At 72.2% G+C, this 18,781-nt stretch carries 15 protein-coding genes; 7 read left to right on the forward strand and 8 right to left on the reverse strand.

Going from position 1 to position 18,781, the window contains the following annotated elements:
- Nucleotides 1–89: 89 nt before the first annotated feature.
- The 3 genes from ilvN to Cco03nite_RS19550 form a co-directional block, all read right to left on the reverse strand.
- On the reverse strand, nt 90–608 hold the full coding sequence (ilvN, locus tag Cco03nite_RS19540; protein WP_120318427.1) for an acetolactate synthase small subunit: 519 nt from the start codon (nt 606–608) through the stop codon (nt 90–92).
- Nucleotides 608–2,428 (reverse strand): acetolactate synthase large subunit, encoded by a 1,821-nt coding sequence (locus Cco03nite_RS19545; RefSeq protein ID WP_203693582.1) that lies wholly within the window; start codon nt 2,426–2,428, stop codon nt 608–610. The genes ilvN and Cco03nite_RS19545 overlap by 1 nt, the downstream gene beginning before the upstream one ends.
- A 180-nt stretch (nt 2,429–2,608) precedes the next feature.
- Complete coding sequence (locus Cco03nite_RS19550; protein ID WP_203693583.1) at nt 2,609–5,023, reverse strand: putative bifunctional diguanylate cyclase/phosphodiesterase; 2,415 nt, start codon at nt 5,021–5,023, stop codon at nt 2,609–2,611.
- 133 nt (nt 5,024–5,156) lie between these two features.
- Here Cco03nite_RS19550 and ilvD point away from each other — a divergent pair, with 133 nt between their 5' ends.
- The 4 genes from ilvD to Cco03nite_RS19570 all read left to right on the forward strand — a co-directional run bounded on the left by ilvD (nt 5,157) and on the right by Cco03nite_RS19570 (nt 10,169).
- Nucleotides 5,157–7,001: a dihydroxy-acid dehydratase gene (gene ilvD, locus Cco03nite_RS19555; protein ID WP_203693584.1), complete on the forward strand. Its 1,845-nt coding sequence runs from the start codon at nt 5,157–5,159 to the stop codon at nt 6,999–7,001.
- Nucleotides 7,002–7,179: 178 nt separating this feature from the next.
- Nucleotides 7,180–8,445 (forward strand): serine hydroxymethyltransferase, encoded by a 1,266-nt coding sequence (gene glyA, locus Cco03nite_RS19560; protein ID WP_203693585.1) that lies wholly within the window; start codon nt 7,180–7,182, stop codon nt 8,443–8,445.
- A gap of 81 nt (nt 8,446–8,526) precedes the next feature.
- Nucleotides 8,527–9,543, forward strand: coding sequence for a LacI family DNA-binding transcriptional regulator (locus tag Cco03nite_RS19565; RefSeq protein ID WP_203693586.1), 1,017 nt, complete (start codon nt 8,527–8,529; stop codon nt 9,541–9,543).
- Between the two features lie 74 nt (nt 9,544–9,617).
- The gene (locus Cco03nite_RS19570) at nt 9,618–10,169 is read left to right on the forward strand and encodes a hypothetical protein (protein ID WP_203693587.1); all 552 of its coding nucleotides are present in this window, start codon (nt 9,618–9,620) and stop codon (nt 10,167–10,169) included.
- Nucleotides 10,170–10,178: 9 nt separating this feature from the next.
- Here Cco03nite_RS19570 and Cco03nite_RS42465 read toward each other — a convergent pair whose 3' ends face one another.
- Together Cco03nite_RS42465 and Cco03nite_RS19585 are read right to left on the reverse strand one after the other, a co-directional pair.
- Nucleotides 10,179–10,865: a MoaD/ThiS family protein gene (locus Cco03nite_RS42465; protein ID WP_239167493.1), complete on the reverse strand. Its 687-nt coding sequence runs from the start codon at nt 10,863–10,865 to the stop codon at nt 10,179–10,181.
- Complete coding sequence (locus Cco03nite_RS19585) at nt 10,865–11,950, reverse strand: WD40/YVTN/BNR-like repeat-containing protein (RefSeq protein ID WP_203693588.1); 1,086 nt, start codon at nt 11,948–11,950, stop codon at nt 10,865–10,867. The genes Cco03nite_RS42465 and Cco03nite_RS19585 overlap by 1 nt, the downstream gene beginning before the upstream one ends.
- 133 nt (nt 11,951–12,083) lie before the next feature.
- On the opposite strand from Cco03nite_RS19585, the gene Cco03nite_RS19590 reads away from it, so the two are divergent.
- Nucleotides 12,084–12,440, forward strand: a complete 357-nt coding sequence (locus tag Cco03nite_RS19590; RefSeq protein WP_203693589.1) for a PH domain-containing protein — start codon at nt 12,084–12,086, stop codon at nt 12,438–12,440.
- A gap of 8 nt (nt 12,441–12,448) precedes the next feature.
- Here the strand turns inward: Cco03nite_RS19590 and Cco03nite_RS19595 are convergent, their stop codons facing one another.
- Both Cco03nite_RS19595 and Cco03nite_RS19600 read right to left on the reverse strand, forming a co-directional pair.
- On the reverse strand, nt 12,449–13,372 hold the full coding sequence (locus tag Cco03nite_RS19595) for a 2-hydroxyacid dehydrogenase (RefSeq protein WP_203693590.1): 924 nt from the start codon (nt 13,370–13,372) through the stop codon (nt 12,449–12,451).
- Between the two features lie 83 nt (nt 13,373–13,455).
- Entirely contained in the window at nt 13,456–14,256 is an 801-nt protein-coding gene (locus Cco03nite_RS19600) for a SigE family RNA polymerase sigma factor (protein ID WP_203693591.1), read from the reverse strand.
- Nucleotides 14,257–14,359: 103 nt separating this feature from the next.
- Between Cco03nite_RS19600 and Cco03nite_RS19605 the strand changes: the two genes are divergently transcribed.
- Nucleotides 14,360–15,487, forward strand: coding sequence for a PQQ-dependent sugar dehydrogenase (locus tag Cco03nite_RS19605; protein ID WP_203693592.1), 1,128 nt, complete (start codon nt 14,360–14,362; stop codon nt 15,485–15,487).
- Nucleotides 15,488–15,508: 21 nt separating this feature from the next.
- Entirely contained in the window at nt 15,509–17,092 is a 1,584-nt protein-coding gene (locus tag Cco03nite_RS19610) for a metallophosphoesterase family protein (RefSeq protein ID WP_203693593.1), read from the forward strand.
- A 164-nt stretch (nt 17,093–17,256) separates the two neighbouring features.
- Here Cco03nite_RS19610 and gatB read toward each other — a convergent pair whose 3' ends face one another.
- Nucleotides 17,257–18,753 (reverse strand): Asp-tRNA(Asn)/Glu-tRNA(Gln) amidotransferase subunit GatB, encoded by a 1,497-nt coding sequence (gene gatB / locus Cco03nite_RS19615; RefSeq protein ID WP_203693594.1) that lies wholly within the window; start codon nt 18,751–18,753, stop codon nt 17,257–17,259.
- Nucleotides 18,754–18,781 lie beyond the last annotated feature (28 nt).

An 18,781-nucleotide genomic window follows, 5' to 3' on the forward strand; every position in this document is an offset into this window, starting at 1 on the left:
GCCGCGGAGGGTTCGGGATGCCGCGACTCTTCCAGAGTCGCGCGGGAGGAGGGGCGGGCGCGGAGGCCCGCCGCCGGGCGGGTGGGTGGTCAGGCGGCCAGGCGCAGGGCCGGGTTGGCGGTGATGCTGCGGGAGCCGCGGCCGATGGCGACCAGGCCCGACTGCACCATCTCCTTGATGCCGTACGGCTCCAGGTCGCGCAGCAGCGCGTCGAGCTTCTCCGCGGTGCCCGTCGCCTCGATGGTGAGCGCGTCCGGGGCCACGTCCACGACCTTGGCCCGGAACAGCTCGACGGTCTCCAGCACCTGCGAGCGGACCGGGCGGTCGGCCCGGACCTTCACCAGCAGGAGTTCGCGCTGCACCGCGGTGCTGGCCTCCAGCTCCACGATCTTCAGCACGTTGACCAGCTTGTTGAGCTGCTTGGTGACCTGCTCCAGCGGCTGCTCGTCGGCGTTGACGACGACCGTGATGCGGGAGACCTCGGGGTGCTCGGTCTCCCCCACCGCCAGCGAGTCGATGTTGAACCCGCGCCGCGAGAACAGCCCCGCGACGCGCGCCAGCACACCGGGCTTGTTCTCGACGAGCACGGACAGCGTGTGCTTACTCATCAGAGGTCGTCCTCGTCGAACGTGGGGCGCACGCCCCGGGCGAACATGATCTCGTCGTTGCTGGTGCCGGCGGCGACCATCGGCCACACCATGGCGTCCTTGCCGACCACGAAGTCGATGACCACGGGCGCGTCGTTGATGGCCATCGCGGCCTCGATCGTCTTGTCGACGTCCTCGGCGGACTCGCAGCGCATGCCGATGCAGCCCAGCGCCTCGGCGAGCTTCACGAAGTCGGGGATGCGGTGCTTGTGCGTGCCCAGGTCGGTGTTGGAGTAGCGCTCGTTGTAGAACAGCGTCTGCCACTGCCGGACCATGCCCAGGTTGCCGTTGTTGATGACGGCCACCTTGATCGGGATGCCTTCGAGCGCGCAGGTGGCCAGCTCCTGATTGGTCATCTGGAAGCAGCCGTCTCCGTCGATCGCCCACACCACCGCGTCGGGCCGGGCCACCTTCGCGCCCATCGCGGCCGGGACCGCGTAGCCCATGGTGCCCAGGCCGCCGGAGTTGAGCCAGGTGGCCGGCTTCTCGTACGAGATGAACTGGCTGGCCCACATCTGGTGCTGGCCGACGCCCGCCACGTAGACGGCGTCCGGACCGGCGATCTCGCCCAGCCGCTTGATCACGTACTGCGGGGCGAGCGTGCCGTCCTCCGGCTCCTCCCAGCCCAGCGGGTAGCGGGTACGCAGGTCGTTGAGCTGCGCCCACCACTCCTCGCGGGCCGGGTGGGACTCCGCCTTCAGCGCCGTGATCAGCTCCTCGATCACGTGCTTGACGTCGCCCACGATCGGCACGTCGGCGTGGCGGTTCTTGCCGATCTCCGCCGGGTCGATGTCGGCGTGGATGACCTGCGCGTCCGGGGCGAAGCTGTCCAGCTTGCCGGTGACCCGGTCGTCGAAGCGCGCGCCCAGGGTGATCAGCAGGTCGCTGCGCTGCAGCGCGTACACCGCCGACACGGTGCCGTGCATGCCGGGCATGCCGACGTGCTGGGCGTGCGAGTCGGGGAACGCGCCCCGAGCCATCAGCGTGGTCACCACCGGGATGCCGGTCAGCTCGGCCAGCTCCCGCAGCGCGTCGGTGGCCTGCGCCTTGAGCACGCCGCCGCCGACGTACAGCACCGGGCGCCGGGCCGCCATGATCAGTCGGGCCGCCTCGCGGATCTGCTTGCCGTGCGGGTGCAGGGTGGGGCGGTAACCCGGCAGGTCCAGGGTGGGCGGCCAGCTGAACGTGGTCTGCGCCTGCAGCACGTCCTTCGGGATGTCGACCAGCACCGGGCCGGGCCGGCCGGTGGCCGCCAGGTGGAATGCCTCGGCCAGCACCCGGGGCAGGTCCTCGGCGGACTGCACCAGGAAGTTGTGCTTGGTGATCGGCAGGGTGATGCCCTGGATGTCCGCCTCCTGGAAGGCGTCGGTGCCGATGGCCGGGCGGGCCACCTGGCCGGTGATCGCCACCAGCGGCACCGAGTCCATGTACGCGTCCGCGATCGGCGTGACCAGGTTCGTCGCGCCGGGGCCCGACGTCGCCATGCACACGCCGACCTTGCCGGTGGCCTGGGCGTACCCGGTCGCGGCGTGCCCGCCGCCCTGCTCGTGGCGGACCAGGATGTGGCGCAGCTTCGAGTCGAACAGCGGGTCGTACGCGGGCAGGATGGCGCCGCCGGGAATGCCGAAGACCACCTCTACCCCGAGCGCCTCCAGCGACTTGACGAGGCTCTGCGCGCCGGTGGCCGCGACGGGGGCGGACTGGGCGCTGGTGGCGGCGGGGGGCGCTGATCGTTGCGCCGCGGCCCGCTGGGCCAGGGACTCCGGGCTGGGTCTAGTCATTTCCGATCACCTTTGGCATCTGGAAGGTCTCAGGGCATCCGGCCAACAAAAAAGCCCTCGTGCAAAGTTCGCACGGGGGCCAGCGCACTCTCGTCAGTTTGAGAGTGCGCTCAGGTAAGTACTCGGGCGGACGGCCGAGAGGTCGACATGGGCTCAGCTTGACGCATCTCAGCCGCTGAGTCAACTGCTCCCGGATGTTGGGACGACCGTGTCGTGGCGTCCCGGATTCAGCCCGCTGATCGGCTGCGCCAGCGGCAGGGATTTAGCCGGTGACGTGCTGTTTCCCGAACCGGCAGCGGTGCTCGGCAGCGTCTTGGTCGGCACCGGGCCGGCGCTCGCGGACGGCACACTCGGCGGCGTCTTGGACGGTGCGGCGGGCAGTGCTTTCAGCCCCCCGTTGGCGGAGGACGCCAGGCGAGCCTCCAGGTGCTCGGCGGGCACGCCCATGCCGAACAGCTGGCCCTGCCCGTACGGGCAGCCGGTCGCCTCGACCAGGCGGCGGTGGTGCGGCTCACTGATGCCCTCGGCGATCACCTGCAGGCCGAGGCGTTGCCCGAGGCGGACCGCCACGTCCACCATCGGCGCGCCCGGCCCGTGGTCGGACGGCGCGTCGATGACCAGATCCCGGTCGATCTTGAGGATGTCCACCGGCATCTGCCGCAGCTGCCCCAGCGAGGAGTAACCCGCGCCGAAGTCGTCCAGCGCGATGCGCAGGCCCAGCGCGCGCAGCGCGGCCAGGGTGCGCCGGAACTCGTCCAGGTCGGTGGCGACAGCGTGCTCGGTCACCTCCAGCACCAGCCGCGACGGCGGCACCCGGTGCCTGCGCAGCACTTCCTTCACGCCGGTGACGTACTTGGTGGAGTGCAGCTCGCGGGGCGAGATGTTCACCGACACCCAGACGTCGTAGCCCTCCTGCACCCAGCGCGACAGCTGGCGGCAGGCCTGGTCCAGCACCCACGCGCCGAGCGCCTCGATCTGGCCGGTCTCCTCGGCGATCGGGATGAACTCCAGCGGGCCGACCGGGCCCAGCTCCGGATGGTTCCAGCGGATCAGCGCCTCCGCGCCGACCGGGCGGGTCGACGGCAGGGCCACCACCGGCTGGTACGCCAGCGACAGCTCCTGGCGGTCGATCGCGCCCCGCAGCTCGTGCTCGATCGCGGTGCGGCGGCGCAGCTGCTTGTCGTACACCTCGTCGTAGAGCTCGACCCGGTTCTTGCCGCGCTGCTTGGCGGCCCGCAGGGCCAGGTCGGCGTTGCGCAGCAGGGTCGGGATGTCGTCGGCGGCGCCGCAGCCCGCCAGGCCGATGCTGGCCGACAGGAAGATGTCGGCGGCGCCGTGCTGGTACGGCCGGGACAGCACGGCCAGCAGGCGCTGGGCGACCTTCGCCGCCTCGCCGGGCCGGCTCCACATCAGCACCGCGAACTCGTCGCCGCCCAGCCGCGCCGGCAGGTCGCCGGGCCGCAGGTTGAGCCGCAGCCGCTGGCCGACCTCGATCAGCACCGCGTCGCCCGCGTCGTGGCCGCGCATGTCGTTGACGTTCTTGAACCCGTCCAGGTCCAGCGTGAGCAGCACGCAGGGCGGGCCGCCCGCCGCGTCGAGATACATGGTCCGCAGCAGCCCGCGCCGGTTGGCCAGGCCGGTCAGCGGGTCGGTGTGGGCCAGCTCGCGGAAGTGCGACTCGCTGTCGGCCAGCCGGTTGTTGGCCTTGCGCACGTCCACCACGGCCAGGTACTGCCGGCCGACCATGAACAGGCCGTTGACGATGCCGACCAGCGCGGTGACCGGCTCGATGCCCATCCCACGGCTGTAGCCGAGCACCACCACGAAGGAGATCGTGATCACCGGCGCGAGGCCCGCGGCCAGGCCCGAACTCGGCGACACCGACTCGGCGTCGCTGGCCCGCGGCGGCGGGGGCGGCCCGATGAACCACAGCGCCGCGCCGATCGGCACGGCCGCCGCGGCGACGACCACCACCAGCGGCGCGCCGTAGCAAGCGCCCCCGGCGATCGTGGTCATGCCGACGGCCATCAGCCCCGCGCCGATGCAGTGCCGCAGCAGCGGCCCCTGCCGGAGCTGGGCACGCACCAGCAGCACCGCGCTCAACCCCAGCACCACCGAGCACAGGATCGTCGCCACCAGCACCGGCACACACGCTCCCGGCAGGGCGTGGTGCCCGCCGGGCTTGTCCGGCGCGAGCAGGAAGGTCCACGCGATGATGAACAGGCCCGACGCCACCATCAGCGATTCGAGCATCAGCCGCAGGCGCGCGCCGTCGCCCACCACCTGATCGGTGATCTCCAGGAGCGCGGCGACCAGCAGCAGCGCGGCGATCGACGCGGGCAGGCCGAGCAGGCCGCCCAGCACCATCCGGCTGCTCAGCAGGTCCGTCCAGCCGTCCGGCCAGCCGGCCGTGTGCACCCACGCGATCGGGGCGGCGAGGGCGTACACCATCAGCGCACCGGCGCTGAGCCGGTTCGCGCGGACGACCAGGCCGTGCTGGTCGACCAGCCGATTCGTCGCCAGTGCCCAGACCACAGGCACAGCGGTCAACACGCTCGCCAGTACGGCTATCGCGAGCCCCGGGGGGAGGTCCACGTCACCACTCTGCCGCAGCTATGAGCACAAAGCGAGACACGTTGTGCGACATTCCCGCATCACCACCGTCCCGCGGTGTGGACACAGCGGCGCTGAGCTGGGCGCGTGCTCGGACGAGTGACACACTTACGACATGCCCGAGCTGCGTTCCCGCACCTCCACTCACGGTCGCACCATGGCCGGCGCCCGCGCGCTGTGGCGTGCCACCGGTATGACCGACAGCGACTTCGGCAAGCCGATCGTCGCCGTCGCCAACAGCTACACCCAGTTCGTGCCGGGGCACGTACACCTCAAGGACCTCGGCGGCCTGGTCTCCGACGCGATCGCCGAGGCCGGCGGCGTCGGCCGCGAGTTCAACACCATCGCCGTCGACGACGGCATCGCCATGGGCCACGGCGGCATGCTCTACTCGCTGCCCAGCCGCGAGCTGATCGCCGACGCGGTCGAGTACATGGTGAACGCGCACTGCGCCGACGCCCTGGTGTGCATCTCCAATTGCGACAAGATCACGCCTGGCATGCTGCTGGCCGCGCTGCGCTTGAACATCCCCACTGTGTTCGTCTCCGGCGGCCCGATGGAGGCCGGCAAGACGGTCGCCGTCGAGGGCGTCGTGCACACCAAACTCGACCTCATCGACGCGATGATCGCCGCCTCCAACGACGCGGTCAGCGACGAGCAGCTCGGCCAGATCGAGCGGTCCGCCTGCCCGACCTGCGGCTCCTGCTCCGGCATGTTCACCGCGAACTCGATGAACTGCCTGACCGAGGCGATCGGCCTGGCGCTGCCCGGCAACGGCTCCACGCTGGCCACCCACGCCGCCCGCAAGGCGCTGTTCGAGCAGGCCGGCTCGCTGATCGTGGACCTGTGCAAGCGCTACTACGACGGCGACGACGCCTCCGTGCTCCCCCGCGCCATCGCCACCCGCGAGGCGTTCGAGAACGCGGTGGCGCTCGACGTCGCCATGGGCGGCTCCACCAACACGGTGCTGCACCTGCTGGCCGCGGCCCGCGAGGCCGAGCTCGACTTCGGCGTGGCCGACATCGACGCCGTGTCGCGGCGGGTGCCGTGCCTGGCCAAGGTCGCGCCGAACAGCCAGCAGTACCACATGGAGGACGTGCACCGGGCCGGCGGCATCCCGGCCCTGCTCGGCGAGCTGAACCGGGGCGGCATGCTGCACACCGGCGTGCACGCGGTGCACTCGCCGGACCTGGCCGGATGGCTGTCCGATTGGGACATCCGCAGCGGTGCAGCGCTGCCCGAGGCGGAGCGGCTGTTCCACGCCGCCCCCGGGGGGGTGCGCACCACGCAGCCGTTCAGCACCGAGAACGTGTGGTCCACCCTGGACACCGACGCGGCCAACGGCTGCATCCGCGACGTGGCGCACGCGTACTCCGCCGACGGCGGCCTGGCCATCCTGTTCGGCAACCTGGCCCCGGACGGCGCGGTCGTGAAGACGGCGGGCGTGTCCGAGGAGAGCCTGCGCTTCACCGGACCGGCGAAGGTGTTCGAGTCGCAGGACGACGCGGTCACCGCCATCCTCGGCGGCGAGATCGTCGCCGGCGACGTGGTCGTCATCCGGTACGAGGGCCCGCGCGGCGGTCCCGGCATGCAGGAGATGCTCTACCCGACCTCGTTCCTCAAGGGCCGGGGCCTGGGCAAAGCGTGCGCGCTGATCACCGACGGGCGCTTCTCCGGCGGCACCAGCGGCCTGTCCATCGGGCACATCTCGCCCGAGGCGGCCGGCGGCGGCCTGATCGCGCTGGTCGAGAACGGCGACACCATCGCCATCGACATCCCCGCGCGATCGATGGTCCTGGAGGTCCCTGAGCAGGTGCTGGCCGAGAGGCGTATCGTTCAGGACAAGCGGGAAAAACCGTACACGCCGGTCGACCGGCAGCGCCCGGTGAGCGCAGCTCTGCGGGCGTACGCCTCGATGGCCACGAGTGCCAGCGACGGCGCGTACCGCCGCGTCCCGTAACACCCTCTTCCCCCGCAGGCTCGCCCCCGCGGGAGGACTCCCTCACGCTGGTTGGCCATGAACCTAGGTTCATGGCCAACCAGCGTGCCCGCACTTCTTCATGATCAACGCACCCCGAGGGGTGGGTGATCATGGGCGGCATAGGATGCGGGTGGTACCGAATGCGAGGAGTCATGCGATGCACGAGCCCAAACTGCCGCACCTGGCCGCCGCCGACCCGGCGCTGGCGGCGCTGATCGAGGGCGAGGCGAAGCGGCAGCACGACAAGCTGCGGATGATCGCGTCGGAGAACTACGTGTCGACCGCGGTGCTGGAAGCCTGCGGGACGGTGCTGAACAACAAGTACTCCGAGGGCTACCCGGGCAAGCGCTACTACGAGGGTCAGCAGTTCTGCGACCAGATCGAGACGCTGGCGATCGAGCGGGCCAAGGCGCTGTTCGGCACCGAGCACGCCAACGTGCAGACGTACTCCGGCTCGCCCGCCAACCTCGCCGTCTACCTGGCCTTCATGACGCCGGGCGACACCTTCCTGTCACTGGAACTGGCCCAGGGCGGGCACCTGACGCACGGCTCACCCGTGTCGGCGACCGGCAAGTGGTTCCGGCCGGTGCACTACACCGTCGGGCGCGACAGCGGCCGCATCGACATGAACCTGGTCCGGGACATGGCGCTGGCCGAGCGCCCCAAGATGATCTTCTGCGGCGGCACGGCGATCCCCCGCACCATCGACTTCCCCGCCTTCGCCGCGATCGCCCGCGAGGTCGGCGCGGTCCTGGTCGCCGACATCGCGCACATCGCGGGCCTGATCGCGGGCGGGGCGCACCCGTCGCCGGTCGGCCACGCCGACGTGATCACCACGACCACGCACAAGACCCTGCGCGGACCCCGCGGCGCGATGATCATGGCGAGCGCCGAGCACGCCACCGCCATCGACAAGGCCGTCTTCCCCGGCCTGCAGGGCGGCCCGCACAACCACACCACCGCCGGTATCGCCGTCGCGCTGCACGAGGCGGCGCAACCGACCTTCACCGCGTACGCCCACCAGGTCGTCGCGAACGCCAAGGCGCTCGCGACCGCGCTCAACGACCGGGGCTTCGACCTGGTCTCCGGCGGCACCGACAACCACCTGCTGCTGATCGACCTGACCGGCAAGGGCATCGAGGGCAAGCCCGCCGCGAAGGCGCTGGACGCGGCCGGCATCGAGCTGAACTTCAACACGGTGCCGTACGACCCGCGCAAGCCGTGGAGCCCGTCCGGCATCCGCCTGGGCACCGCCGCGCTCACCACGCGCGGCCTCACCGAGCAGCACATGCCGCAGGTCGCGGCGTGGATGGACGACGCCGTCACCGCCGCGGTCAAGGACGACCCGGCCACCGGCGAGCGCATCGCCGGCGAGGTGCGCGACCTGCTGCAGGGCTTCCCGATGCCGGGGTACACCGACTGAGACTGTGATCGGAGCTCCTTTCGTGCTGAACTGTTCAGCACGAGAGGGGCTTCGATCATTCACAAGGCAGCTGGAGCTCATATGAAGCGGGTAACCATCGCCGACATCGCCCGCGCGGCGGGAGTGTCCAAAGGCGCGGTGTCGTACGCGCTCAACGGCCGGCCCGGCGTCTCCGAGGAGACCCGCCGCCGCATCCTCGCCGTCGCCGAGCAGTTCGGCTGGCACCCCAGCAGCGCCGCCCGCGCGCTGTCCGACGGCCGCACCGGCGTGCTCGGCATGATCGTCGACCGCCCGGCCCGCACGCTGGGCATCGAGTCCTTCTTCATGCAGCTCATCTCGGGCATCGAGGCGACCCTGTCGGCCCGTGACGTCAGCCTGCTGATGCAGGTCACCGAGGACCGCGAGCGCGAGATGGCGACGTACCGCCGCTGGTGGGCGCAGCGCCGGGTGGACGGCGTGATCATCGTGGACCTGCGCCGCGACGACCCGCGTGTCCCGCTGCTGGAGGAGCTGAACATGCCGTGCGTGGTCATCGGCGGCCCGCACGGCCTCGGCACGCTGCCCGGGGTGTGGAGCGACGAGGTCGCGGTGACCACCTCGGTGGTCGAGTACCTGGCCGCGCTGGGCCACCGGCGGATCGCCCGGGTCGCCGGGCTCGCCGACCTGTGGCACACCTCGGTGCGCGGCCAGGCCGTCGCCGATTCCGCCGACCGGGTCGGCCTCACCGACGTGACCACGGTGTACACCGACTACACCGGTGAGGAGGGCGCCCGCGCCACCCGGGCGCTGCTGTCGCGCCGGCCCTCCCCGACCGCGATCGTCTACGACAACGACACCATGGCCGTGGCCGGGCTGGGCGTCGCGCACGAGATGGGGATCGCCGTGCCGCACCAGCTGTCCATCGTGGCCTGGGACGACTCGCCGCTGTGCCAGCTGCTGCACCCGCAGCTGTCCGCGGTCAGCCGGGACATAGCGGCGTACGGCGCGCACGCCGCCGACCAGCTGCTGAAGATCCTCGACGGGGCCGAGATCCGCGGCTTCCAGGACACGACACCGCAGCTCGTGCCCCGGGGAAGCACCGCTCCGCCGGCCGGCTGAGCCGGACGCCCCGCCGCCGCGCAGGCCGCCCGGAAGCACCGCTCCGCGAGCCGGGCGCGGCCTAGACTCGCCCCATGACCCTGTCCGCGGCGTACGCCCGCGAGCTGCTGGCGACGCTGCCGGCTCAGGTCGCCGACCCGCTGACCGCGGCCGAGTTCGCCGGGCTGGAGGGCCGCTTCGGGTTCGTCTTCAACCCCGACCACCGGGCCTTGCTCTCGGCCGGCCTGCCGGTCGGCGGGCGCTGGCCCGACTGGCGCGACGGCGACCCCGACCAGCTGGCCGAACGGCTCGCCGCCCCGATCGACGGGGTGCTGTTCGACGTGCAGGAGAACGGCTTCTGGCTGCCCGGCTGGGGCGAGCGGCCGTCCCGGACCGCGTTCGCGCTGTCGGTCGCCCGCCGGGCGCTCGAACAGACCCCGCGGCTCGTGCCCGTCTACGGGCACCGCTACACCCCGGCGCTGCCCGAGGCCGACCTGCCGGTCTTCTCCGTCATGCAGAGCGACGTCATCGTGTACGGCGACACGCTGCCCGCCTACCTGCACCACGAGTTCGACCTGCCGGCCGGCGGCCGGCCCTTCGCCGCCACCACGCCGAAGCACATCCCCTTCTGGTCCGACCTCACCTGACCCGGCGGGTCAGAGCAGGGCGTACACCGTGGTCGCGTGGGCGACGATCGCGCCCTTGGCGGTCATCGTGATGTCGGCGAACGCCATGGTCCGGCCCAGCTTCGTCAGCCGGGCCGTGACCAGCACGTCGCTGCCGAGCACCGGCCGCTGGAACGTGGTCGACAGCTGCACCGTGGTCATCGGCACGAAGCCGCCCCGGGCCGCGCTCACCGCGATCACCGTCGCCGTGTCCGCGGCCGCCATCAGCGCCTGGCCGCTCAGCGCCCCGCCCTCCCGGGCCAGCCGGTCCGACCAGGGCAGCCGCAGGGTGGCCCAGTCGGGGCCGGTCTCCTGCACGGTCAGGCCCAGCTCCCGCACCCACGGGGCGAAGTTGTCCGCGAGGATGCGGTCCCCGTCGAGCGCGGGAGCCTCCTGCTCCACACTGCCGCCCGCGACGCTGGGCAGCACCTGCACCTCGCCGTCGCCGGCGACCGGCGTCTCCTGACCCGACAGCACCCGGCAGTCCTCCCCGTCCACGTACACGTTGACGTAGCGGCGCAGCTCGCCCCGCTCGTCGCGGATGCGCCGGCCCAGCCGGGGCCAGCGCTGCTCGACCTCGTCCAGCACCGCGCGCAGCGTACCGCCGGCCCGCACCTCGAGTCTGGACTCGCCGCCGACCTCGGTCCGCAGCGCGCCCGGCACCAGCACCGTGACCATCAGATCCGGACCGCCCGCACGCACAGCACGTCGGGCAGGTGCGCCGCGACCAGCGCCCAGCTGTCGCCCTCGTCGGCGCTGGCGAACACCTCGCCGGTGCGGCTGCCGAAGTAGACGCCGACCGGGTCGCCGTCGTCGGCGCACATCGCGTCGCGCAGCACGGACGGGTAGAACGGGGCGGTGGGCAGCCCGTACGACTGAGGGGTCCAGGTCTTGCCCGCGTCGGTGGTGCGGAAGACGCGGCACTTGTTCTCGACCGGGAAGCGCAGCGCGTCGGCGGTGATCGGGAAGTTCCAGGCGGTGCCGCCGCGGCGCGGGTGCGCGACCATCGCGAAGCCGAAGTCGCTGGGCAGGCTGTCGGCGATCGAGGACCAGGTCTGGCCGTCGTCGTCGGAGCGGTACACCCCATGGTGGTTCTGCAGGTAGAGCCGCTCGGGGTCCTCGCCGTCGCGGGCGACCTTGTGCACGCACTGGCCGAACTCCGGGAACGGGTCGGGCATGAAGGTCACCTTGATGCCGCTGTTGGACGCGTGCCAGGTCTCGCCGCCGTCGGTGGTGCGGTACACGCCGCCGGTCGACATCGCGACCAGCACCCGCCGCGGGTCGGCCGGGTGCGGCAGGATCGTGTGGATGGCCTGGCCGCCGAAGCCCTCGCCCCACTCGGTGCGGTGCGGGTGCTCCCACAGGCTGCGGACCAGGTCGTACGTCAGGCCGCCGTTGGTCGAGCGGAACAGCGCCGACGGCTGCGTGCCCGCCCAGACCACGTCCGGCTCGGCGGCCGGACCCGGCTGCAGCGCCCACACCCGGCCCAGCGCCGTGTCGGTGTCCTGCGGGAACGCCAGCGGGGCGTGGTCCGGCTCGCGCCAGCAGACGCCCAGGTCGTCGCTGGTCGCCACGCTCGGGCCGAAGTGCGAGCTGTCGACGGCCGCCAGCAGGCGGGGCGTGGCGCGGCGGGTGTCGACGCCGACGGCGTACACCCCGGTCATCGGAAACTGCGGCACGGACATCTGCCAGGCGTCCCCGACCCGGTCCCGACGGGCCAGGAACAGGCCTTTCGCTGTGCCTATGAGCAGCAGAACGGTCATCGTCGACCTCTCCTCTCAGCTTCACCGCCGCCGAGGTTCACGTCTCGGCCACGACGGCGCATCACGGGCGCGGCCCCTTCGGTCAGGATGCCCGTGACGTCCGACACAACACACTACGTGGAACAATCGTGGCGTGACCCGCTTCCGCCTCCCCGCCGCCATCAGCGTCGCCGCCCTGATCACCGTGCTCGGCGGCTTCCCCATCGCCGCACAGGGCGGATTCTGGTGGCTGCTGCTGCTCGTGCCCGTCGCGGTCATGATCTGGGCCTGGCAGGCCGGCACCGACGTCAACGAGCGCGGCCTGCGCGTCCGGGCGCTGCTGGGCACCCGCATCGTGCTCTGGCCGCAGGTCGCGGAGCTGCGCGCGCAGGGCCCCAAGCGGGTCGTCGCGGTCCTCACCGACGGCAGCGCCCTCACCCTGACCGCGGTCCGCCCCACCGACCTCCCCAAACTCGTCGCCGCCGCGGGCCAGCCCCTCACCACCGCCTGACGTCGGGGTCAGTAGCCGTCGTGGACCTGGTTGTCGAGGGGGTCGCCGGCGGTGTAGCGGCGTAGTTGCCGGCCGACCAGGCGGTATGCGCGGGGCAGGAGGCCGCGGACCGAGCCGGCCACGTGCGGCGTGATCAGGACGTTCGGCAGGTCCCACAGGGGGTGGCCGGCGGGCAGCGGCTCGGGGTCGGTGACGTCGAGCGCCGCGCTGATCCGGCCGGAGGCCAGTTCCTTGGTCAGCGCCGCGGTGTCGGCGACCGGGCCGCGGGCCGCGTTGACCAGCAGCGCCCCGTCGGCCATCGCGGACAGGAACGCCGCGTCGACCAGGCCCCGGGTCTGCGGGGTCAGCGGCACCAGCAGCACCACCACGTCGGCCTCCGGCAGCAGCCGGGGCAGCTCGTCGACGCCGTGCACGCCGTCGCGGGCGGTGCGGGCGACGTACGCCAGGTCGACCTCGAACGGGGCCAGCCGGGCCGCGACCGCCGCGCCGATGGAGCCCGCGCCGACGATCAGCACCCGCTTGCCGCCCAGCTCGTCGGTCGGCGTGACCTCGGCGTACGCCCAGCGGTGCGCGGCCTGCGCCCGCGCGAAGTGGTCGAAACGGCGCAGCGAGGCCAGGATCGCCGTGACCACCCACTCGGCGGTGTGCGAGTCGTGCACGCCGCGCGCGTCGCACAGCGTCACGCCCTCGCGCAGCCGCCCGACCCAGGCGTCGGCCCCGGCCGTGATCAGCTGCACGACCTTGAGGTTGCTCATCCGCTCGGCCAGGCCGACCACGTCACCGCTGCTCAGGAAGGGCGGCACCCAGAACTCGACCTCGGCCGGGTCGCCCGGCAGGGGCGCGTCCGGTCGGGGCAGCACCGCCACCTCGACGCCCGCCGGCAGCGGGCCCATCAGTTCACGTCCGGCCTCATGGGCGATCCACATCCGCACGAGCACCACGCTATCGGCCTCACCCGGACGGGCGAAGAGCGCCCACCGGCACGCCGGAAAGCGCTCTTCACCACGGCCCCGTGTCAGTACCAGCTGATCGACTCCTTCTCCAACGCCGAGTCGAACGACCGGAACGGGGCCTTCCCGGTGGCCACGACGGCACCGGTGGCGTCGACTGCCTGCAGCCGCCACTCGGCCTTGCCGTCATAGGGGAAGACGCCGACCCCGTCGACGAGCACGACCGTGGCGACGGCCCGGTCGCCCGCATCCAGCAACCGCACCGCCACGGCTTGCCGGGGTGCGAGCACCAGGATTCGCGTCGAGGTGGGCCCCGTATCGGGTGTCGCGCCCGGCGTCGTGCTCGGCCAGTTGAGCCACCACGATTCCAGCGCGATCATCGCATCGGCCCCGCCCAGGTCCGCGTCACTATGGAAGCCGAAGCCGCCCTGGTCGGTTTCCACCTCGACGCGCCAGATGCCGCCCGCCTCCGGGGCCACCAGCGCGGTGTCCGCTTCGGACATGTCCTCCCAGTACCGCAGCACCAGCACGGCACGCATGCGCACCGGCAGTGTCGCCAGTGCCGCCAGCAGCTCGTCCCGTTCCGCCTGCGCGGCGCTCCCGTCTGCCCGCCCCCGTTCCGGCAGCACGCCGGTGAGCAGTTCCCGGGAGCCGATCCTGCGCCACACGCTGGTGCGCTGGTTCACCAGCGCCCGGCGCAGGTACGCCATGGGCTCGTCCACCGTCTCCCAGCGCCGGTACGCCTTGAGCAGCGCCGACTGCACGAGATCCTCGGCGGCGTGGGTCGAGCCGGTGAGCAGGAACGCGGTGCGCAGCAGCTCGCCGTAGCGCAGCTGCACGAACTCGCGGAACCCCTCCTCCGCCATACGGCTCCTCCTTCCGTCGCCCTTCCCGACGCGGATGTGCGGGCGCAGGTTGAGAGAAACGAGGCAGTAGTTGAGCACGGACCACGGAGCTAGGCTCGATCGCATGTCTTCGCGCCGGGCACGGAACGGGATCATCGCGGCGGCGGCCGCGTTCGCCTTCACCGCCGGGTGCAGCGAGCAGCCCGACACGATCGCCTCGCAGGCCCCACCGGTCCCGTCGGCCGGGTCGACGGCGGCGGCGACCTTCAGCCCGCGTACCGCCGAGGTCAAGACCCTGGTCACCGGCCTGCGCGCGCCCTGGGGCGTGGCGTTCCTGCCCGACGGCGGCGCGCTGGTGACCGAGCGCGACACCCGGCGCGTCGTGCAGGTGGGCCCGGGCTCCTCCGGCGGGCGGCTCACCGTCACCGAGGTAGGGATGATCCGCGAGGCCGACTCCGGTGGCGAGGGCGGCCTGCTCGGCATCGCGGTGTCGCCGCAGTACGCGCAGGACAAGACCGTCTTCCTGTACTACACGGCAGCCGACGACAACCGGGTCGCGCGCTGGAAGCTCGGCGGGCGGCCGGAGCCGATCGTCACCGGCATCCCCATCTCGGGCATCCACAACGGCGGGCGGCTGGCGTTCGGGCCGGACGGTTACCTCTACGCGACCACCGGCGACGCCGCGACCAGGGGCAACTCGCAGGACCTGAAGAGCCTCGGCGGGAAGATCCTGCGGATGACGCCCGACGGCAGACCCGCGCCGGGCAACCCGTACGGCACGCTGGTCTGGTCGTACGGGCACCGCAACGTGCAGGGCATCGCCTGGGACTCGGGCGGCCACCTGTGGGCAACCGAGTTCGGCCAGAACACCTGGGACGAGATCAACCGCATCGAGCCGGGCAAGAACTACGGCTGGCCCGAGGTCGAGGGCGCGGCAGGCGAGGGGCAGTACGTCGATCCGGTGGTGGCGTGGCCGACCGACGAGGCGTCCTGCTCGGGCGCGGCGATGGCCGGAGACGTGCTGGTCGCGGCGTGCCTGCGCGGCGAGCGCCTGTGGCTGGTGCCGGTACGCGCCGACGGCACTCTGCGGGCGGCTCCGGCGGCGGCGCTGGTCGGCGAGTACGGCCGCCTGCGCGACGCGCACACCGCCCCCGACGGCTCGGTGTGGGTGCTCACCAGCAACCACGACGGCCGCGGTGAACCCGTCGAATCCGATGATCGAATTCTTGCCGTCACGCTCGCTCGCGCGTGACAGCCGGGGCATGATGGGGCGATGACTCGGTTGCCGCGGTGGGCACGGCCGCTGAGCCGCAGCGGGGTGGACCGGTCCGGCGGCGAGCCCCCGCGCGGGCGTGCCGCGCGGGTGAAGGACGCGTTCGGCCGGGTGCCGTGGCGGCGGCTCGGCTCCGGGCTCGGGCTGCTGGCCGTGTCGCTGACCGGGCTCGCGCTCGGCCTCTACCTGGCCGCGGGCACCAGCGTCGACGTGGGCCCGTTCCGCTCCACCATGGCGGTCACCCCGTCGTGGTACGGCGACACCGAGGTGGTCCTGCCGCCGTTGGGTTCCCTGCAACTGGACAGCCACGACGGTCCCGCCCGGCTGATGGTGCGGCTGGACGCGCTCGACCGCGCCCGCACCGAGGCCCTGATCACCGACCCGGCGGGCATCACCGCGGCCAGCCGCACCGCCGTCGACGACGTGCGCGCCGGGGTCACCCGGCTGGTGCTGCGCGCCACGGCGGTCGCGGTGCTCGGCGCGATGCTGCTGTCCGCGCTGGTGTACCGGAAGATGCGCCGGGTCGCGTGGGCGGGCGGGCTCGCGCTGACCATCATGGCGGCCGCGTTCGGATCGGCGTTCGGCACCTTCAACCCGGGCGCGCTGCGCGAGCCGCGGTACGAGGGCCTGCTGGCCAACGCCCCGTCGGTGCTGGGCAACGCGCAGCGCATCGCCGACCGGTACGACGAGTACGCCGCGCAGCTGCAGAAGCTGGTGCAGAACGTCGGCAGCCTGTACGCCACGGTGCAGAACCTGCCGGTGTACTCCCCCGAGGACAACACGCTGCGCGTGCTGCACGTGTCCGACCTGCACCTGAACCCGGCCGCGTGGGGCGTGATCCGGACCGTGGTGGACAACTTCCACATCGACGTCGTCGTCGACACCGGCGACATCACCGACTGGGGCAGCGAGCCGGAGAAGGCGTTCGTGGCGTCGATCTCGCTGCTGAAGGTGCCGTACGTCTTCGTGCGCGGCAACCACGACTCGGCCGTGACCCAGGCCGCGGTGGCCGCCCAGCCCAACGCGATCGTGCTGGACAACAAGGTCGTGAAGGTGGCCGGGCTGAGCATCGCCGGCATCGGCGACCCGCGCTTCACCCCGGACAAGGGCATGGAACCGGCGGGCTCCGGCGACTCGAAGCAGACCGTCGAACGGGTGCTGGACGCCGGGGACAGGCTCGCCGACACCATCGCCAAGCAGCGGGACGAGGTCGTGGACCTGGCACTGGTGCACGATCCGCTGTCGGCGGGGCCGCTGGCCGGGTACACCCCGCTGGTGCTGGCCGGGCACCGGCACCACCGCGAGATCAGCAAGCTCGGCGACGACCAGACCATGCTGATGGTGCAGGGCTCCAGCGGCGGGGCCGGGCTGCGCGGGCTGGAGGGCGAGACGCCCACGCCGCTGGCGATGTCGGTGCTCTACTTCGACGACAACCGGGCGCTGATGGCGTACGACGACATCACCGTCGGCGGAACCGGCCTGGCCGAGGTGGCCCTGTCCCGCCACGTCGTCGACGACACTCCCCCGGGCCAGGCAGCCGCCCCCGGCACCCCGCCCCGCCCCACCCCGTCCCGCACCCGCTGACCCGCACGAACCCGCCCTGGTCCGCACCACCGCCTCGCACCTCGCGCCTCGCGCCTCGCACAGACGTTGGCCTATCTCGTCGAATATCCGTGGCTCGAATTCAATGAGATAGGCCAACGTCTATCAAAAGCGGGGTGCGACGGTCAGCCGCCCCGAGGACTACCTCAGCTGGCGAGGCGGGCGAGGACCAGTTCGCGGACGGTCTTGGCGTCGGCCTGGCCCTTGGTGGTCTTCATGACGGCGCCGATGAGGACGCCCGCGGCGGCCTGGTTGCCGCCGCGGATCTTCTCGGCGACGTCGGGGTTGGCGGCGATGGCCTCGTCGATGGCGGCGGTCAGCGCGCCGGTGTCGGAGACGACCTCCAGGCCCCGGGCGGCCATGATCTGCTCCGGGTCGCCCTCGCCGGCCAGCACGCCTTCCAGCACCTGGCGGGCCAGCTTGTCGGTGAGCTTGCCCGACGCGACCAGCGTCTGCAGCTGGGCGACCTGCGCGGGGGTCGCGCCGACGGCCTCCAGCTCGACGCCCTCGGCGTTGGCGCGGCGCGACAGCTCGCCCAGCCACCACTTGCGGGCGGCCTCCGGCGACGCGCCCGCGGCCACGGTGCGCTCGATCAGCTCGACCGCGCCCGCGTTGAGGATGGACTGCATGTCCAGGTCGGACAGGTTCCACTCGGTCTTCAGGCGGGCCCGGTGCTGGCGGGGCAGCTCCGGCAGGGCGGCCTTGAGCTGCTCCACCCAGGCCTGCTCGGGCGCGAGCGGCACCAGGTCGGGCTCGGGGAAGTAGCGGTAGTCGGTCGCGGTCTCCTTGGACCGGCCCGAGGTGGTGTCGCCGGTGTCCTCGTGGAAGTGCCGGGTCTCCTGCGTGATGGTGCCGCCGGAGTCGAGGACCATGGCCTGGCGCAGCATCTCCGAGCGCACCGCGCGCTCGACGCTGCGCAGCGAGTTGACGTTCTTGGTCTCGGTGCGGGTGCCCCACTCGGCGCCGGGCAGGTTCAGCGAGGTGTTCACGTCGCAGCGCATCGAGCCCTGCTCCATCCGCACGTCGGAGACGCCCAGGGTGCGGATCATGTCGCGCAGCTCGGCGACGTACGCCTTGGCGATCTCGGGGGCCCGCGCGCCCAGTCCCGGCACCGGCTTGGTGACGATCTCGACGAGCGGGATGCCGGCCCGGTTGTAGTCGACCAGCGACTCGGTCGCGCCGTGAATGCGCCCGGTCGCGCCGCCGACGTGCAGCGTCTTGCCGGTGTCCTCCTCCAGGTGCACCCGCTCGATGCCGATGCGCACCAGCTCGCCGTCGACCTCCACGTCGAGGTAGCCGTCGGTGCACAGCGGCTCGTCGTACTGGCTGATCTGGAAGTTCTTCGGCATGTCCGGGTAGAAGTAGTTCTTGCGGGCGAAACGGCACCAGGCCGCGATGGAGCAGTTCAGGGCGAGCCCGATGCGGATGGTCGCCTCGATCGCGGCGCGGTTGGCCACCGGGAGGCTGCCGGGCAGGCCCAGGCAGACGGGGCACACCTGGGTGTTCGGCTCGCCGCCGAAGTCGGTCGGGCAGCCGCAGAACATCTTGGTGACGGTGCCCAGCTCGACGTGGGTCTCCAGGCCGATGACCGGCTCGTAGCGGGAGACGACGTCGTCGTAGGTGGGCAGCACGGTGGTGCTCATCTGCTCGCTCCAGGCTTGGCGTGGGCGT

The organism is Catellatospora coxensis (assembly GCF_016862635.1).
GTDB classification, from domain to species: domain Bacteria; phylum Actinomycetota; class Actinomycetes; order Mycobacteriales; family Micromonosporaceae; genus Catellatospora; species Catellatospora coxensis.

What these genes read in the sequence shown, in the direction of transcription:
- Cco03nite_RS19605 (WP_203693592.1), top strand. Translation starts at nt 14,360, where the DNA reads ATGTCTTCGCGCCGGGCACGGAACGGGATCATCGCGGCGGCGGCCGCG.
- Cco03nite_RS19585 (WP_203693588.1), bottom strand. Translation starts at nt 11,950, where the DNA reads ATGACCGTTCTGCTGCTCATAGGCACAGCGAAAGGCCTGTTCCTGGCC.
- Cco03nite_RS19610 (WP_203693593.1), top strand. Translation starts at nt 15,509, where the DNA reads ATGACTCGGTTGCCGCGGTGGGCACGGCCGCTGAGCCGCAGCGGGGTG.
- Cco03nite_RS19600 (WP_203693591.1), bottom strand. Translation starts at nt 14,256, where the DNA reads ATGGCGGAGGAGGGGTTCCGCGAGTTCGTGCAGCTGCGCTACGGCGAG.
- Cco03nite_RS19545 (WP_203693582.1), bottom strand. Translation starts at nt 2,428, where the DNA reads ATGACTAGACCCAGCCCGGAGTCCCTGGCCCAGCGGGCCGCGGCGCAA.
- ilvN (WP_120318427.1), bottom strand. Translation starts at nt 608, where the DNA reads ATGAGTAAGCACACGCTGTCCGTGCTCGTCGAGAACAAGCCCGGTGTG.
- glyA (WP_203693585.1), top strand. Translation starts at nt 7,180, where the DNA reads ATGCACGAGCCCAAACTGCCGCACCTGGCCGCCGCCGACCCGGCGCTG.
- Cco03nite_RS19565 (WP_203693586.1), top strand. Translation starts at nt 8,527, where the DNA reads ATGAAGCGGGTAACCATCGCCGACATCGCCCGCGCGGCGGGAGTGTCC.
- ilvD (WP_203693584.1), top strand. Translation starts at nt 5,157, where the DNA reads ATGCCCGAGCTGCGTTCCCGCACCTCCACTCACGGTCGCACCATGGCC.
- Cco03nite_RS19570 (WP_203693587.1), top strand. Translation starts at nt 9,618, where the DNA reads ATGACCCTGTCCGCGGCGTACGCCCGCGAGCTGCTGGCGACGCTGCCG.
- gatB (WP_203693594.1), bottom strand. Translation starts at nt 18,753, where the DNA reads ATGAGCACCACCGTGCTGCCCACCTACGACGACGTCGTCTCCCGCTAC.
- Cco03nite_RS42465 (WP_239167493.1), bottom strand. Translation starts at nt 10,865, where the DNA reads ATGGTCACGGTGCTGGTGCCGGGCGCGCTGCGGACCGAGGTCGGCGGC.